At 67.4% G+C, this 17072-nt stretch carries 15 protein-coding genes; 5 read left to right on the forward strand and 10 right to left on the reverse strand.

Translation table 11 applies throughout. The features are described from left to right. Window positions 1-27: 27 nt before the first annotated feature. A complete protein-coding gene (hslO, locus tag O4H32_RS04550; protein ID WP_269357139.1) occupies window positions 28-960 on the forward strand; it encodes an Hsp33 family molecular chaperone HslO in 933 nt (310 codons plus the stop codon). Between the two features lie 81 nt (window positions 961-1041). Beyond that, the gene (locus O4H32_RS04555; RefSeq protein ID WP_269357140.1) at window positions 1042-2034 is read left to right on the forward strand and encodes a TadE/TadG family type IV pilus assembly protein; all 993 of its coding nucleotides are present in this window, start codon (window positions 1042-1044) and stop codon (window positions 2032-2034) included. 22 nt (window positions 2035-2056) lie between these two features. Here O4H32_RS04555 and ftsB read toward each other — a convergent pair whose 3' ends face one another. From ftsB to O4H32_RS04575, 4 genes are all read right to left on the reverse strand, one after another. Then, complete coding sequence (gene ftsB / locus O4H32_RS04560) at window positions 2057-2332, reverse strand: cell division protein FtsB (protein ID WP_269357141.1); 276 nt, start codon at window positions 2330-2332, stop codon at window positions 2057-2059. 16 nt (window positions 2333-2348) lie between these two features. Next, window positions 2349-3635 (reverse strand): phosphopyruvate hydratase, encoded by a 1287-nt coding sequence (gene eno, locus O4H32_RS04565; protein WP_269357142.1) that lies wholly within the window; start codon window positions 3633-3635, stop codon window positions 2349-2351. 143 nt (window positions 3636-3778) lie between these two features. After that, the gene (kdsA, locus tag O4H32_RS04570; RefSeq protein WP_269357143.1) at window positions 3779-4633 is read right to left on the reverse strand and encodes a 3-deoxy-8-phosphooctulonate synthase; all 855 of its coding nucleotides are present in this window, start codon (window positions 4631-4633) and stop codon (window positions 3779-3781) included. Window positions 4634-4661: 28 nt separating this feature from the next. After that, window positions 4662-6329, reverse strand: coding sequence for a CTP synthase (locus O4H32_RS04575; protein ID WP_269357145.1), 1668 nt, complete (start codon window positions 6327-6329; stop codon window positions 4662-4664). A 171-nt stretch (window positions 6330-6500) separates the two neighbouring features. Here O4H32_RS04575 and yghX point away from each other — a divergent pair, with 171 nt between their 5' ends. Continuing rightward, window positions 6501-7388 carry a YghX family hydrolase gene (gene yghX / locus O4H32_RS04580; RefSeq protein ID WP_269357146.1) on the forward strand — a complete coding sequence of 296 codons (888 nt, stop codon included), beginning with the start codon at window positions 6501-6503 and terminating at the stop codon, window positions 7386-7388. Window positions 7389-7431: 43 nt separating this feature from the next. Here yghX and O4H32_RS04585 read toward each other — a convergent pair whose 3' ends face one another. The 4 genes from O4H32_RS04585 to O4H32_RS04600 form a co-directional block, all read right to left on the reverse strand. After that, window positions 7432-9222, reverse strand: coding sequence for an aminopeptidase P family protein (locus O4H32_RS04585; protein WP_269357549.1), 1791 nt, complete (start codon window positions 9220-9222; stop codon window positions 7432-7434). 71 nt (window positions 9223-9293) lie between these two features. Next, window positions 9294-9947 (reverse strand): CoA transferase subunit B, encoded by a 654-nt coding sequence (locus O4H32_RS04590; protein ID WP_269357147.1) that lies wholly within the window; start codon window positions 9945-9947, stop codon window positions 9294-9296. Between the two features lie 11 nt (window positions 9948-9958). Then, window positions 9959-10654 carry a CoA transferase subunit A gene (locus O4H32_RS04595; protein WP_269357148.1) on the reverse strand — a complete coding sequence of 232 codons (696 nt, stop codon included), beginning with the start codon at window positions 10652-10654 and terminating at the stop codon, window positions 9959-9961. Between the two features lie 41 nt (window positions 10655-10695). Continuing rightward, window positions 10696-11133, reverse strand: coding sequence for an acyl-CoA thioesterase (locus O4H32_RS04600; protein ID WP_269357149.1), 438 nt, complete (start codon window positions 11131-11133; stop codon window positions 10696-10698). Window positions 11134-11265: 132 nt separating this feature from the next. On the opposite strand from O4H32_RS04600, the gene O4H32_RS04605 reads away from it, so the two are divergent. Further along, window positions 11266-12912 (forward strand): electron transfer flavoprotein-ubiquinone oxidoreductase, encoded by a 1647-nt coding sequence (locus O4H32_RS04605; RefSeq protein ID WP_269357150.1) that lies wholly within the window; start codon window positions 11266-11268, stop codon window positions 12910-12912. After that, window positions 12912-13562 (forward strand): MarC family protein, encoded by a 651-nt coding sequence (locus tag O4H32_RS04610; protein WP_269357151.1) that lies wholly within the window; start codon window positions 12912-12914, stop codon window positions 13560-13562. Before O4H32_RS04605 ends, O4H32_RS04610 begins: the two co-directional genes overlap by 1 nt. 103 nt (window positions 13563-13665) lie before the next feature. Here the strand turns inward: O4H32_RS04610 and acs are convergent, their stop codons facing one another. After that, window positions 13666-15645 carry an acetate--CoA ligase gene (gene acs, locus O4H32_RS04615; protein WP_269357152.1) on the reverse strand — a complete coding sequence of 660 codons (1980 nt, stop codon included), beginning with the start codon at window positions 15643-15645 and terminating at the stop codon, window positions 13666-13668. Between the two features lie 127 nt (window positions 15646-15772). Then, on the reverse strand, window positions 15773-17047 hold the full coding sequence (locus tag O4H32_RS04620) for an MFS transporter (RefSeq protein WP_269357153.1): 1275 nt from the start codon (window positions 17045-17047) through the stop codon (window positions 15773-15775). Between the last annotated feature and the right edge of the window lie 25 nt (window positions 17048-17072).

Consider the following 17072-nt stretch of genomic DNA (forward strand, 5'->3'; position numbering starts at 1 on the left):
CACCCGGCCGCACCCCCGGAATCCAGCATGAGCGACACCCTGAAGAAATACCTGACCGCCGACCGCGGCACCCGCATCCAGACCCTGCGCCTGACCCAGGCCTGGCGGACTGGCCTGGCCCACCAGAACCTGCCCCCCGTTCTCGTCGGCCTGCTCGGCGAACTGGCCGCCGCCAGCGCGCTGCTGGCGGGGAACATCAAATTCGACGGTTCGATCGTCCTGCAGTTGCAAGGCAACGGCCCGGTACGGCTCATCATGGTCGAATGCACCTCGACGCTGGACCTGCGGGCCACGGCACACCTGCGCGAGGACGCCACTCCGGCGTCGGACGCCACGCTGCAGGATCTGCTCAACGCGGACGGGCAAGGTCGCTTCATGGTGATGCTCGACCCCTCGGGACGTCAGGCCGGCGCCACCGCCTATCAGGGCATCGTGCCGCTGGAAGGCGACACGGTCGCCGCCGTCCTGGAACACTACATGAAGCACTCGGAACAACTGGACACCCGGCTCTGGCTCGCCGCGGACGCCCAGGCCTGCGCCGGGCTGCTGCTGCAGCGCATGCCGGGAGAATCGGCTCATTCCGGCGCAACTGAACAGTCCGAGGCCGCCGACGCGGCCTGGACCCATTGCGCGACCCTGGCCGATACACTGGGCACGGATGAACTGCGCACGACCGACTCCGACACGCTGATCCGCCGGCTGTTCTGGGAAGACGACCTGCTGGTCTTTCCCGAACAGGCGGTGCGCTGGCACTGTCCCTGCAGCCGCGAGCGGGTCGCCGGCATGCTGCGTACGCTGGGCCGCGAGGAGGTCGAGGACATCCTGGCCGAGCAAGGCCTCGTGCACATCGCCTGCAACTTCTGCGGCCAGCCCTACGATTTCGACGCGGTGGACTGCGCCGCCCTGTTCACCGGCGATTCCGACGCGTTGCAGGCGCCCGGCTCCGACACGCTGCACTGACAGCGCCGGCGGGCTGACATCCGGATCACGGCGTAATCGCCACACTACCCGGACCGGGGCGCGGGCCGCATACTGGCCCGCATGCCAACCCCTCGTCACGCCACGCCGGGATTGCCGCGCGCACCGGCCTCCCGCCCGCTCTTCATCGCCCGCCCCGTTGGCGCGCTCCGTCGCCAGCGGGGCGCCGGCATGGCGGGTTTCCTGCTGGCGTCCCTTCCGGTCCTGACATTGGGGCTGGGCGGCATCGAGGCGGCGCACTGGGCGGGCCTGCGCCAGACGCTCAGTCTGGCGCTGATGGAGGCCGCCCGCGCGGGCGCCACGCGCCAGGCCCGTCCGCAGGCCATCGCCCGGGCCTTCGAGCATGGGTTGCGCATGGTCTACCCCGATCCCCTCGCCACCGCCCGGGCGCTGCGCGAACGCCGGACGACCCTGGGCACGCCCTGGCGCATCCGGGTCGCGCGGCCGCTCCCCGAGGCGTTTCTGGATCATGCGGATCCCGATCTCCGGGGGCCACGCGACCACCCCGGCCAGGCACTGATCCGCAACGATTACCAGGCGCGGCAGCAGGCCCTCCGTCTGGCTCAGGGCTGGCCGGCGGGTCGAGGCCCCCGGTCCGGCCTCACCATCCACGAAGCCAACACGCTGGTCCTGGAACTCTGGTGGCCGCACCGTCCCCTGCTGCCCGGCATGGCGGCGATCGCGCGCGCCCTGGCGCCCCTGGCCGGGGACCCCGCCCAGTCGCGCCTGATGGCGGCGGGCTATTTGCCATTCCGCCGCCGCGCGGCGGTCGCCATGCAATCGCATCCGGCCGCCTGGCCCGATATGGCGGACGGGCGGGTCACGCATGGCACGGCCCCTCCACCGGCATGGAACACCAGCCAGCCTGGGCCCGGAGGCACGCCGGACATGAGCGGCCGGCCGTCGCCGGGCGCGGGAGGAACGGTTGAATGGGCGGCGCCGCCCGAGGCCCCGGACACGGCGGAAGACCCTGGCACCGCCACGGAAGCGGACCGGGAATCGGGCGCGACGGCGGATACCGGGACGGAAGCCGGATCCTGCGGGCCGGCCCCCTGAGCCACCCGGTATGGCCGGACTGCTACTGCCGGGGCAGGATCTGGACGAAGTACTCGCCTTCGCGGATCATGTTCAATTCGCTGCGGGCGCGCTCCTCGACCGCCGATATGCCGGTCTTGAGATCCTGGACTTCGGCCTGCAGGGCATTGTTGCGCGCGGTCAGGGCTTCGTTGTTCTCGGTTTCCGACTGGACCTGGGCCTGCAGGCCGCGCAGGCTGAGCCAGCCGCCCTTGCCCCACCACAGCGGATACTGTGTCGCCAAGGTCAGGGCCAACAGGACGAGACTCAGCAGGCGCATGGGCGGCGGGCGCGGATCAGCGCAGGTTGTAGAAAGCCGACACGCCGGGATAGGAAGCGACTTCGGCCAGCTCTTCCTCGATGCGCAGCAACTGGTTGTACTTCGCCATGCGGTCGGAACGCGACAGGGAACCGGTCTTGATCTGCATGGCGTTGGTGGCCACGGCGATGTCGGCGATGGTGGAGTCCTCCGTTTCGCCGGAGCGGTGGGAAATCACGGCCGTGTAGCCCGCGCGCTTGGCCATTTCGATGGCGGCGAAAGTTTCCGTCAGGGTGCCGATCTGGTTGATCTTGATGAGGATCGAATTGGCGATGCCCTGCTGGATGCCCTTGCTCAGGATGTTCGTGTTGGTGACGAACAGGTCGTCTCCCACCAGCTGGACCTTGCGGCCCAGTTGTTCGGTCAGCAGTTTCCAGCCTTCCCAGTCGTCCTCGGCCATGCCGTCCTCGATGCTGACGATGGGATACTTGTCGCACCAGGACGCCAGCAGGTTGGCGAAATCCTGGGAACTCAGGGCGATGCCGCCCTCGCCGGCCAGATGGTATTTGCCGTCGCGGTAGAACTCGGAACTGGCGCAATCCAGGCCCAGCACCACCTGGGAACCGGCCTCGTAGCCGGCCTCGCCGATGGCCTTCAGGATGAGTTCGATCGCAGCCTCGTGGTTGGCCACGTTGGGGGCGAAGCCGCCTTCGTCGCCGACCGCCGTCGACATGCCGGCCGCGCCGATGATCTTTTTCAGGGCGTGGAAGACTTCGGCACCCATGCGCAGGGCCTCGCGGAAGCTGGAGGCGCCCACCGGCAGGATCATGAATTCCTGCAGGTCCAGGGTGTTGTTGGCGTGCGCGCCGCCGTTGATGACGTTCATCATCGGCACCGGCATCTGCATCGGGCCGCTGCCGCCGAAATAGCGGTATAGCGACAGGCCGGCGTCGTCGGCGGCCGCGCGGGCCACCGCCATGCTGGCCGCCAGGATCGCATTGGCGCCCAGCCGGCTCTTGTCCTCGGTGCCGTCCAGGTCGATCAGGGTACGGTCGATGAAGGTCTGCTCCTGGGCGTCCAGGCCCATCAGGGCCTCGGAAATTTCCGTGTTGATGTGCTCGACGGCACGCAGCACGCCCTTGCCCAGGTAGCGGGACTTGTCGCCGTCGCGCAGCTCGATCGCCTCGCGCGCGCCGGTGGACGCGCCCGAAGGCACCGCCGCCCGCCCCATGGCGCCCGATTCGAGCAGCACGTCGCATTCCACGGTGGGGTTGCCGCGCGAATCAAGGATTTCGCGTCCGATGATGTCTACGATTGCACTCATGGTCTGACAGTCCTGCCTGTGTTGGGGTGGGTAAAAAGAAGGAAGGGAATCCCGCCATTTTAACGGGATGCCCGTGGGGCCAGTCTACCCCGGGACTCCGGCCGGCCGCACGCGGCGGTCTTTATAGTGACTATTCGCCGGCCTCAGAGGCCGCCGTCGCGCAGCGCGCCGGACTCTTTGACGCAGCGGTCCAGTTCGGCCAGGCATTCCAGCAGGCCGCGCATCCGGTCCAACGGCACCGCATTGGGGCCGTCGGACAGGGCGCGCGCGGGATCCGGGTGGGTTTCCATGAACACACCCGCCACGCCCGCCGCCACGGCCGCGCGTGCCAGCACCGGCACGAATTCGCGCTGGCCGCCGGAATGGGTGCCCTGCCCGCCGGGCAACTGGACCGAATGGGTGGCGTCGAACACCACCGGGCAACCGGTGCCGCGCATGATCGCCAGCGAGCGCATGTCCGACACCAGGTTGTGATAGCCGAAGGACGCGCCGCGCTCGCAGACCAGGATGTTGCCGCCGTCCCCGCCGGCCTCGATGGCCGCCGCGCGCGCCTTGGCCACCACCTGGGTCATGTCTTCCGGCGCCAGGAACTGGCCTTTCTTGATGTTGACGGGCTTGAGCGTCGCTGCGCAGGTCTGGATGAAATCCGTCTGGCGACACAGGAAAGCCGGCGTCTGCAGCACGTCCACCACGGCCGCGACCTCGCGAACCTGGGCGGTCTCGTGCACGTCGGTCAGCACCGGCACGCCCAGCTGACGGCGCACGTCGTCCAGGATCTTCAAGCCCTCGTCCATGCCCGGACCGCGGAACGAAGCGCCGGAACTGCGGTTGGCCTTGTCGAAGGAGCTTTTGTAGATGAAGGGAATCCCCAGCGTCCGGGTCATTTCCTGCAGGATGCCGGCCGTCTCGAAGGCCAGTTCGCGCGACTCGATGACGCAAGGGCCGGCGATCAGGAACAGGGGATGTTCGATACCGGCCTGGAAATGACACAGCTGCATGGGGTCTCCTTGGTCGACGCGGGCGGCCTCAGGCCTGTTGCGCCAGGGGCTTGTCCGACTGGCGCCGCTGGTAGGCCAGCGCGGCCTGGATGTAGCTGGTGAACAGCGGGTGTCCGTCGCGCGGCGTGGAGGTGAATTCCGGGTGGAACTGCACGCCCATGAACCAGGGGTGCGAGGGGATTTCCATGATTTCCGGGAGGTTTTCCGTGGGTGTGCGGGCGCTGATCACCAGGCCGGCTTCTTCGAGGCGGTGGACGTAGACGTTGTTGACCTCGTAGCGATGGCGATGGCGCTCGTTGACCTCAGGACCATAGATTTCATAGGCCCGGGTGCCCGGCTTGACGGGGCAGCGCTGGGCGCCCTTGCGCATCGTGCCGCCCAGGTCGGACGAGGCGTCGCGTTTTTCGAGCTTGCCTTCGCGGTCCTGCCATTCGGTGATCAGCGCCACCACCGGGTGGGCTGCGGAAGGATCGAATTCGGTGCTGTTGGCGCCGCCCAGGCCGGCGACGTGGCGGGCGAATTCCACCACGGCCAGTTGCATGCCCAGGCAGATGCCCAGATAGGGGATGCCATGTTCCCGCGCGTAGCGGATCGCCTTGATCTTGCCTTCGGTGCCGCGCTTGCCGAAACCGCCCGGCACCAGGATGGCGTCGAGCCCGGCCAGGCAGGCCGTGCCCTGGGTCTCGATTTCCTCGGAATCCAGGTATTCGATGTGCACCCGCGAATGCGTGTGGATGCCCGCATGGACCAGGGCCTCGGACAGGGACTTGTAGGATTCGGTCAGGTCGACGTATTTGCCCACCATGCCGATGGTGACGGATTCCCGTGGGTTTTCCAGATCGTGCACCAGGCGGTCCCAGACCGTCAGGTCGGCCGGCGGCGGGGTCAGGGCCAGCGCATCGCAGACCAGGCTGTCCAGGCCCTGCTGGTGCAGCATGGCGGGGATCTTGTAGATGGAGTCCGCGTCCCAGACCGAGATCACGGCGTCCAGCGGCACGTTGGAGAACAGGGAGATCTTGGCGCGCTCGTCGTCGGGCACGGGCCGGTCGGCGCGGCACAGCAACGCGTTCGGGTAGATGCCGATTTCCCGCAGCTTCTGCACCGAATGCTGGGTCGGCTTGGTCTTGAGTTCGCCCGCCGAGGCGATGAAGGGGACCAGCGTCAGGTGCACGAAGGCGCACTGGTTGCGCCCCAGGCGCAGGCTCATCTGGCGCGCGGCTTCCAGGAAGGGCAGCGATTCGATGTCGCCCACCGTCCCGCCGATTTCGACGATGGCCACATCGGCCTGGCCGTCGAAGGCCGCCTTGGCGCCCCGGGCGATGAAGTCCTGGATTTCATTGGTGATGTGCGGGATGACCTGCACGGTCTTGCCCAGGTAGTCGCCCCGGCGTTCCTTGCGCAGCACCGATTCGTAGATCTGGCCGGTGGTGAAGTTGTTGACCTTGCGCATCCGGGCGGACACGAAACGCTCGTAGTGACCCAGATCCAGGTCGGTTTCCGCGCCGTCCTCGGTGACGAATACCTCGCCATGCTGGAAGGGGCTCATGGTGCCCGGATCGACATTGATGTAGGGATCCAGCTTCAGCATCGTGACCCGCAGCCCGCGGGATTCGAGGATCGCGGCAAGCGACGCCGCGGCAATGCCTTTGCCCAGGGATGAGACGACGCCCCCCGTGACGAATACGTATTTGGTCATTTCAGATAGGAGCCCGGTGTGGACGGGCGCAGCGGGAAATGGGAATTATAGCCGCTCGCGCAACCGCCCGGCGCAGCGCCCCGCCGCGCATTTCAGCGCTTTACCGCGCCGCCCGTCTCGCCTACCATGATTTCCACCCCCATCCATGCTGGATAGCCACCGGAGGATGCCATGACCCGGCTGACCGCCAAGGACTTCGCGCCCGAACTCCTGGAACTCTACGATTTCTACGCGCACGGGCTCATCGACCGGCGCGAATTCCTGAGCCGTGCATCCCGCTACGCCGTCGGCACGCTGGGCGCGGCCTCGATCCTGGCCGCGTTGTCCCCCGACTACGCGCTGGCCGAGCAGGTTTCATTCACCGATCCGGACATCCACGCCGAATATGTGACCTACCCATCGCCCCGGGGCAACGGACCGGTACGCGCCTATCTGGTCCGGCCGGCCAAGGCGGCCGGGCCGGTGCCCGGCGTCGTGGTCGTCCATGAAAACCGCGGCCTGAATCCCTACATCGAAGACGTGGCCCGACGCCTGGCCAAGGCGGGCTTCATGGCGCTGGCCCCGGACGGGCTCAGCGCCAAGGGCGGCTACCCCGGCAACGACGACCAGGGCCGCGCATTGCAGCAGCAGGTCGATCCGGAAAAACTGATGAACGATTTCTTCGCCGCCATCGAGTTCCTGCCGACCGTGGCCGGTTCGACCGGCAAGATCGGCATCATCGGCTTCTGCTATGGAGGCGGCGTCGCCAACGCGGCCGCCGTCGCCTACCCCGAACTGGCGGCGGCCGTGCCGTTCTACGGCATGCAGCCGCGCCCCGAAGACGTGCCCCGCATCCGGGCGCCCCTGCTGCTTCACTACGCGGGGCTGGACACCCGGGTCAATGCCGGCTGGCCGGCCTATAAGGCCGCCCTGAAGGCAAACGGCAAAACCTACGAGGCCCACGTCTACCCGGGCATGAACCACGGTTTCCACAACGATTCGACCCCGCGCTACGATCGGGACGCCGCCGAACTGGCCTGGGGCCGCAGCATCGCCTGGTTCAAGCGCTGGCTGGCCTGATGCCGGGACGCGTCCCGGATGCGTCCAGCGGCCGGAAACAGGGCTACAGCGGCTCGGTCCGCGCCAACAGCCAGTCGCGCGCCGCGCCGTCCACCAGGGGCAGCAGGCATTCGCGCACACGCGCATGATAGGCGTCCAGCCACGCGATTTCGTCGGCGGACAATTGCGCCCGCACGACGCAGCGCGTATCGATGGGACACAGGGTGACGGTCTCGAATTCCAGGAACGCGCCGAATTCCGTCTGTCCGGCCGGCACGGCCAGCACCAGGTTTTCAATGCGGATGCCCCATTGCCCGTCGCGGTAAAGACCGGGTTCGTTGGAAGTCAGCATGCCGGCCTTCATGCCCTGGTGAGGCCGCGCGTGGCCGCGCACGGAGATCGACTGCGGGCCTTCGTGGACGTTCAGGAAATAGCCCACGCCATGACCCGTGCCATGGCCGTAGTCCAGGCCCCGTCGCCACAGCGGCATGCGCGCCAGGGTATCCAGTGCGGAAGACGGCGTATCCACCGGAAAGCGTGCGCGCGCCAGGGCGATGTGGGCCTGCAGCACGGTGGTGTAGTCGGCGCGCTGCGCGTCCGAAGGTGTGCCGACAGGCACGACCCGGGTGATGTCGGTGGTGCCGCCCAGGTATTGCCCACCGGAATCGATCAGCAACAGGCCGTCTCCCTGGATGCGCGCGTGGGATGACTCGGTGGCGCGGTAGTGCGGCATGGCGCCGTTGGCGTTGAAGCCGGCGATGGTGGCGAAGCTGAGACTGACGAAGCCCGGCCGCCGGGCGCGCGCCGCCGACAAACGGGTATCGACGTCGATTTCCGTGATGCGGTCACCCGTCGCCAGGGCGGCCTCGAACCAGGCGAAGAACTCGCACAGCGCGGCGCCGTCCTGGGCCATCGCGGCCCGGATGTTGTCGGCCTCGGCCGTGTTCTTGATGGATTTGAGCAGTTGGGATGGATTGATGGCCTCGATCCGTCGCGCCCGGGGCGCGTGCGACAGCGTGCCCGCCGTGACCCGCGCCGGATCCACCAGCAGTGTGGCGTCCGCCGGCAGGGCCGCCAGATCGGCGGAGAGCTCGGCATAGTCGCGCAGCACCACCCCATCGGCCGCCAGGCGGTCGGCAAGCACGGCATCGATCTTGCCGGGCGCCACATACAGGCGCGCGCCGTCCGCGCCCAGCAGCGCATGCGCCAGGAAGACCGGGTTGTAGTCCACATCGGCGCCGCGCAGGTTCAACAGCCAGGCGATGTCGTCCAGCGAGGACAGCAGGTGCCAGGCCGCGCCGTGGTCGCGCAGGGCGGTCCGCACGGCGGCCAGATTGTCCGCCCGGGCGCGGCAGGCATGCGGCGGCAGGTGCTCGAACACCCGGGCCTGCGGCAGGACCGGCCGGTCGGTCCAGATGGCGCCGGCCGGATCCTGGTCCAGCACCAGCGCCATGCCGGATCCTTCCAGCCCGGATCGCCAGCGCCGTTCGGACGCCAGATCCATCACCCGGCCATCGACCGCCACCCGGTCGCCGCGCGCCAGATGCGCCAGCGCCCAGTCCAGCGGATCCGGCACGTCCGGGGCGCCGGCCCGCATCAGTGCGATGCCCGAACCCCGCAGCTGGGATTCGGCCTGGACCCAGTAGCGGCTGTCGGTCCATAGACCGGCGAAATCCGCCGTGACCAGCAGGCTGCCCGCCGAACCGTCGAAACCCGACAGCCAGGCGCGCGCGGCCCAGTGTTCCGGCAGGTATTCCGAGAGGTGCGGATCGGCGGTGGGCACCAGGCAGGCGGCCAGGCCGGCGCCCGCCAGTTGCCCGCGCAGGGCGGCGATGCGATCGGCGGGCGCCGCCAGGGGATGTTGCAAGGTCACGGCGGATTCCTTGGGGGAAGCCCTGAATGAATCGGGCGGCATTCAGGCTTTTCCTAGGCGACGGCGGACACGTCCAGCCTGGCGGAGGTCTTGGCGCGGATCTCGTCGACCGTCACGCCGGGGGCGAGCTCGGTCAGCCGCAGACCGTCGTCGGTGACTTCCATCACGCCCAGATCGGTGATGATGAGGTTCACCACCCCCACCCCGGTCAGCGGCAACGTGCATTCGGGCAGCAGCTTCTGGGACTCGGTGCCGTCCTTGGCTTTCGCGACGTGTTCCATCAGCACCACGACCTTGCCCACGCCGGCGACCAGGTCCATGGCGCCGCCCATGCCCTTGATCATCTTGCCGGGAATCATCCAGTTGGCCAGGTCGCCCTTTTCGGACACCTGCATGGCCCCCAGGATGGCCAGGTTGATCTTGCCGCCCCGGATCATGGCGAACGAATCCGCCGAGGCGAAGATCGATGAGCCCGGCAGCGTCGTCACGGTTTGCTTGCCGGCGTTGATCAGATCGGCGTCGACTTCGTCCTCCGTGGGGAAGGGGCCGATGCCCAGCAGGCCGTTTTCCGATTGCAGCCAGACCTCCATGCCCTGCGGCACGTAGTTGGCGACTTTGGTGGGCAGGCCGATGCCCAGGTTGACGTAGAAGCCGTCCCGCAGTTCCTGCGCGGCGCGCGCCGCCATCTGTTCGCGATCCCAAGCCATGATCTGCCTCCTTATTGACGAATGGTGCGTTGTTCGATGCGCTTTTCGGGATGCGCGTTCAGGACGATGCGGTGCACGTAGATGCCCGGCAGGTGGACTTCATCGGGATCGAACGCGCCGGTGGGCACGATTTCCTCGACCTCGACGATGGTGATGCGGCCCGCCATGGCGACGTTGGGATTGAAGTTGCGCGCCGTGCGGCGGAACTTCAGATTGCCGCTGCGGTCGGCCTTCCAGGCCTTGACCAGGGACACGTCCGGCACCAGCGCGCGTTCCATGATGTAGGTGCGGCCATCGATCTCGCGGGTTTCCTTGCCTTCGGCGACCACGGTGCCCACACCGGTGGCGGTGAAGAACGCCGGGATGCCGGCGCCGCCGGCGCGCAGCTTTTCGGCCAGCGTGCCCTGCGGCGTGAATTCCAGTTCCAGTTCGCCCGCCAGGTACTGGCGTTCGAATTCCTTGTTCTCGCCCACGTAAGAGGCGATCATCTTCGTGATCTGGCGCGTGGACAGGAGTTGTCCCAGGCCGAAGCCGTCGACCCCCGCGTTGTTGCTGACGCAGGTCAGGTTGCGCACGCCCGAATCCCGCAGTGCGGCGATCAGGGCCTCGGGGATGCCGCACAGCCCGAAACCGCCGACGGCGATCATCTGGTTGTCGGTCACGACGCCGCGCAGGGCGGCCTCGGCACTTTCGTAGACTTTATCCATACAACGGTTCCTTCGTTAGATGAACGGAAATCGGTGGCGCGTCAGGCGGCAAAGCAACGGTCAAGCGCCTGCCGGTCTGCATCGGTCCAGGGCAAGGGCCGGCCGGTGGCGGCATCGGCGCACACCAGCACGTTGCGTCCTCGGGCATGCAATGCCTCGGGGTCCCCGGCATCCGCGATCCAGCAGTCCAGCTCCAGGCTGGTCCGGCCGACGCGCGCGAGCCTCATGCCGACGACGACACGGGCAGGATACATCAGCGGTTTGAGAAAATCACACGAGGCATGCGCCAGTACGCCGTAGCGGCCGGCGGCGGCGTCCAGACCCATCGCGGAGAACAAACGGACACGCGCTTCCTCAAAATAACGGAAGTAGGCGGTGTTGTTGACGTGGCGCAGCGCGTCCATTTCGCCCCAGCGGACATCGATCGAAATTTCAAACGTTCCGGAAGGTGTTTGAATATCAAGGGGTTCTGACGACATGCGAGGATTCCTCTCGTCCGCTCCGGACGGCTGGCGGCAAAGGTGCAGTATAACGATCTGCAATACAATGGCCCGCAACATGGCGGGGTCCGGCCTCGCCCAACGCTCATCAAGCAACGGGAACTTTGACCCATGACTGAACGTGAATCGATGGAATACGACGTCGTCGTCGTCGGCGGCGGGCCGGCCGGGCTTTCGGCGGCGATCCGCCTGAAGCAACTGGCCGCCGAGCGCGGCCAGGACGTCAGCGTCTGTGTGCTGGAAAAGGCCGCCGAGATCGGCGCCCACATCCTCTCGGGCGCCGTGATGGATCCCCAGGCCCTGAGCGAACTCATCCCCGACTGGAAGGAACGCGGCGCCCCGCTGGACGTGGCCGTCTCCGAAGACCGGTTCCTGTTCCTGACCGAATCGGGCGCGCGCGCCACGCCGGCCTGGCTGCTGCCCGACTGTTTCAAGAATCACGGCAACTACATCGTGCGCCTGGGCCATGTCACCCGCTGGCTGGGCGAACAGGCCGAGGCACTGGGCGTGGACGTGTTCCCCGGTTTCGCCGCCGCGCAGATCCTCTATACCGAATCCGGCGCCGTACGCGGCGTGCTGACCGGCGACATGGGCGTGGCGCGCGACGGCAGCCACACCGACGCCTACCAGCCCGGCATGGAACTGCTGGCGCGCTACACGATCTTCGCCGAAGGCTCGCGCGGCCATCTGGGCCGCCAGTTGATCGACAAGTACCGCCTCGACGCCGGCCGGGACCCTCAGAGCTACGCCATCGGCATCAAGGAACTCTGGGAAGTCGATCCCGCGCAATCCCGCCCCGGCATGGTCATGCACACGGCCGGCTGGCCGCTCGATTCGGACACTTACGGCGGCTCCTTCCTGTACCACTTGAACGACAACCTGGTGGCCGTGGGTCTGGTCGTGGGTCTGGACTATGCCAACCCGTGGCTCTCGCCCTTCGAGGAATTCCAGCGCTACAAGACCCATCCGGCGATCCGCGCCACCTTCGAAGGCGGCAAGCGCATCGCCTACGGCGCGCGCTCGCTGACCGCTGGCGGGCTGCTGTCCCTGCCCAAGCTCTGCTTCCCCGGCGGTGCGCTGGTCGGCTGCGAGGCCGGCATGCTGAACGCCTCCCGCATCAAGGGCAGCCACTCGGCGATCAAATCCGGCGCCCTGGCCGCCGAGGCCGCCTTCGACGCGCTGGCCGCCGGCCGCAGCCACGATGAACTGACCGCCTACCCGGCCGCCTTCGAGCGCTCCTGGCTGCACGCCGAACTGAACAAATCGCGCAACTTCAAGCAGTGGTTCAAGAAGGGCCGCACCGTCGGCACGCTGATGACCGGCATCGAGCAATGGCTGTTCAAAGGCAAGATGCCCTGGACCATCCACCGCACCAAACCCGATCACGCCTGTCTGCAGCCGGCCGCCGAATGCGCACGCATCGACTACCCGAAGCCCGACGGCAAATTGACCTTCGACCGCCTCAGCTCGGTGTTCATCTCCAACACCAACCACGACGAGAACGAACCCGTCCACCTCACGCTGAAGGACGAATCCGTGCCGGTCGCCGTCAACCTGGCGAAATTCGGCGGGCCGGAAACGCGTTTCTGTCCGGCCGGGGTCTACGAATTCGTCAAGACCGGGACCGGCGAGGACCGCCTGCAGATCAATGCCCAGAACTGCGTCCACTGCAAGACCTGCGACATCAAGGATCCGACGCAGAACATCGTCTGGGTCACGCCCCAGGGCGGCGAAGGGCCGGTCTACAACGGCATGTGATGGATATCACGTTCGCCACCCGGTTTCTGGGCGCCCTGTTCGCCATCATGAACCCGTTCATCACCCTGCCCCTGTTCCTGGCGGTGACGGCCAACAAGACCGTCGCCGAGCAGCGCAGCCAGGCGGCGGCGATCCTGGTCTACACCCTGGCGATGTGCGTGGTCATCTCGCTGGCCGGCAGCCACATCATCCGCTTCTTCGGCGTCAGCCTGGATGCCTTCCGCGTGGCCGGCGGCGTGGTGCTCGGCGGCATCGCGCTGACCATGCTCAATGGCCAGCCGATCACGTCGCACGAGCGCGCCACCCAGGAAAAGAACGTCGGCGGCCTGGACGCCCGCGCCGAGGTCGAGGACAACCCGGCGTTCTACCCCCTGACCTTTCCCATGATCGTCGGGCCGGGCACCATCGCCACACTGATCATCTATGGGGCCCAGGCTCACCAGTCGAAACAATACCTGGCCTTCGGCCTCGTGCTGGCGATCGTCCTGGCCGCCCTGTTCGCGGTCCTGTATTTCGCCGCCTCCATCGGCAAGCTGCTCTCGTCCAAGATGCGCGTCATCATGGCACGGGTCATGGGCATGATCCTGTCGGCCATCGCCGTGGAAATGACGTTCGCGGGCATCCGGGCGCTGCTGCCGGGACTGGCGTAGCGGCGGCGGCCGATCCGGCGCGGCAATGAAAAGGGCGGGGAGTCCCCCGCCCTTTGGCTGCATGCGGCGGGCCGCCTCATGAGCGGCCCGCCGATGACACTCGTTACCGCACCTGGGCCAGCTGTTCCAGGATGCCGGGATTTTCCAGCGTGGACACATCCTGGGTGATGGGTTCGCCCTTGGCGACCACGCGCAGCAGGCGGCGCATGATCTTGCCCGAACGCGTCTTGGGCAGATTTTCGCCGAAGCGGATCTCGCGCGGCTTGGCGATGGGGCCGATTTCCTTGGCCACCCAGTCGCGCAATTGCTTGGCCACGGCGGCGGCCTGGTCGCCCTGGGGCAAGGGCCCGTTGAGCACCACGAAAGCCACCACAGCCTCGCCGGTCGTATCGTCGGGACGGCCGACCACGGCGGCCTCGGCCACCATTTCATGCGCCACCAGTGCCGATTCGACTTCCATCGTGCCCAGGCGATGGCCCGAGACGTTCAGCACGTCGTCGATGCGGCCCATGATCCAGAAATAACCGTCCTTGTCGCGCTGGGCGCCGTCGCCCGCCAGATAGTAGCCCTTGAGTTCCTCGGGGAAGTAGGTTTTCTTGAAGCGTTCCGGGTCGCCCCAGATCGTGCGGATCATCGAGGGCCACGGACGACGGATCACCAGGAAACCGCCCTTGCCGCGCTCGACCTCCTCGCCCGTCTCGTCGACGATGGCGGCGTCGATGCCCGGCAGCGGCAGCGTGCAGGAACCGGGCTTGAGCGGCGTGACGCCCGGCAACGGCGTGATCATGTGCGCGCCGGTCTCCGTCTGCCACCAGGTGTCGATCACCGGGCAGCGCTGCCCGCCGACGTTGTTGTAATACCAGACCCAGGCTTCGGGGTTGATGGGCTCGCCCACCGAGCCGATGATGCGCAGCGTGCTCAGGTCGAAGGATTTCGGATGGACCTTGGGGTCGGCCTCGGACAGTTTGGTCAGCGACCGGATCGCCGTGGGCGCGGTGTAGAAGATCGTGACCTTGTGTTCCTGGATCATCTTCCAGAAACGCCCCGCGTCCGGATACGTGGGCACACCCTCGAAGACCACCTGGGTCACACCGGCCGCGAGCGGGCCATAGGCGACGTAGGAATGCCCCGTCACCCAACCCACGTCGGCCGTGCACCAGAACACATCCGTCGGCTTGGCGTCGAAGGTCCATTTCATGGTCATCAGCGACCACAGCAGGAAGCCGGCGCTGGAATGTTGCACACCCTTGGGTTTGCCGGTGGACCCGGAGGTGTAGAGGATGAACAGCGGATGGTCGGCGTCGACGGCCACCGGCGGGCAGTCGGTCGACTGGCCCTGGATGACGTCGTGCCACCACAGGTCGCGGTCGGCGTGCCACTGGACGTCGGAACCGGCTCGCTTGTAGGTGATGACCTTGCGCACGGCGTCGCAGCCGCCCATGGCGAGGGCCTCGTCCACCGCGTCCTTGAGCGGGATGGACTTGCCGCCGCGCATCTGCGCGTCGGCGGTGATCACCAGCGAGGCGCCGACGTCCACGGTGCGCTCGTGGATGCTCTTGGACGAGAAGCCGCCGAACACCACGGAATGGATGATGCCCAGGCGGGCGCAGGCTTGCATGGCGACCACGGCCTCGATGGACATGGGCAGGTAGATGATGGCGCGTTCGCCCGCCTGGTAGCCCAGGGACTTCAAGGCGTTGGCGAATTGCGAAACCCGCGCGTGCAGTTCCTTGTAGGTGACCTTGGTCACCTGGCCATCGTCGGCCTCGAAGAGGATGGCGGCGCGGTTCTCGGCCGGCGTCCCCAGGTGCTTGTCCAGGCAGTTGGCCGAGACGTTCATCCGGCCATCGGGATACCACTTGTAGAACGGCGCCCTGGATTCATCCAGCACCTGGGTGAACGGCTTGGTCCAGACCAGGTTTTCGTTGGCCAGCCGGGCCCAGAAAGCGTCGGGATCGCGCTTGGCTTCGTCGCACAGGGCCTGGTAGCCCTCCATCCCGGACACGTTGGCCTGTTTGACGAGGTCGGCGGGCGGCGGAAACACCCGGTTTTCCACCAATATGGATTCAATCTCCGTGGTCATGGCTCGCTCCTGAGTTTAGTGATGTGTTCACTTTATATTTGAATTTTGCAACCGTACCGCACGATACTTACTCGACACTGACAAATGCTACTCGCCTCTCTCCAGGCCGCAGGCGGGCGGGCCCGCCTCACCGCTTGCAAGCGGTCCGGATTCGTCGGGCGCGGATGCCGCGTTCGAAATCCAGGCGGCCCAGCAAAGCCAGCCCCGCCAGGAAGAACAGGCCGGTCGTCAGCAGGGCGGCGCGATGGTTGCCTCCGGTAGCCCAGACCAGCACACCGTAGGACAGCGGCCCGACGACGGCCGCCAGTTGCACGGCGAACGTCCAGAGCGCGAAGAACTCCGCCGGACGGTCGGCGGGTGCCAACACGCCGACCATGGCCCGGCCCGCGCTCTGGCTGGAGCCCATGCACAGACCCGCCAGCGCGGCGGCAGACCAGAACACCGGCAGGGACCGGGCCGAGACGGCCAGCAGCACCATGGCGATCCAGCCCAGCAGGGTCAGGGCCAGCGCCCTGCGATGGCCGATGCGGTCCTGCAGGTAGCCAAAGCCGAAGGCGCCGACGGCGGCGCCGATATTCACCAGAAACACCAGCATCATGGTCTGCCGCATGCCGAAGCCCATGACCTCGGTGGCGTAGACAGCCGACAGCGTGATCACCACCGCGATCCCCGCCTGGTAGCAGACGATGCACAACAGCAGGCGGCGAAAGTCGGGAAAGTCGTGGCGGGTCTCGCGCCACGCCATCCGCAACTGGGCCAGCATCGCGACCGGTTCCCTGTCCGCGCCGGAGGCGGGTTCGCGCAACCACAGGAAGGCCGGCAGCGCCGCCGCCGCGAACAGGACGGCGGTCAGGCCCATGATCCAGGGAACGTAGGCCTGGGCCGGCAGCCCGTCGGATTCCGCCGCGACCGCGACCCACAGCGCCAGCCCCAGGGCCAGCATGCCGCCGAAATAACCGAAGCTCCAGCCCCAGCCGGACACGCGCCCCATGGCCTCGGGCCGGGCCAGTCCCGGCAGGAAAGACGCCACAGCCGATTCGCCGATGCAGTAGCAGACATTGGACAGCGCCAGCCACAGCAGGCCCCAGACAATGTCGCCCGGCCCCACGCTGGCCAGCGCCGCCGTGGCCAGCACGCAACCGCCGGTGCTGGCGAACAGCAGCCGGCGGTGGCCGGCCCGTGCATCCGCGCGGGCGCCCAGGCCCGGCATCCACAGCATCACCGCCAGATAGGACAGCGAAAGGGCCGCCGTCAGCGCCAGCGTACCCCAGCTTTTCCCGGCCGCCACCACGCCGACGAAATACGCGTTGAACACCGTCGTCAGCACCACGGTGGTGTACCCGGAATTGGCGAAGTCGTACATCGCCCAGGACCAGACTTCGCGCCGTCCCACCCCCGGCATCAGGGGCGAACCGGCGCGCGCGCCG

The sequence above is a fragment of the Castellaniella denitrificans genome (assembly GCF_027214045.1).
GTDB classification, from domain to species: domain Bacteria; phylum Pseudomonadota; class Gammaproteobacteria; order Burkholderiales; family Burkholderiaceae_B; genus Castellaniella; species Castellaniella denitrificans_A.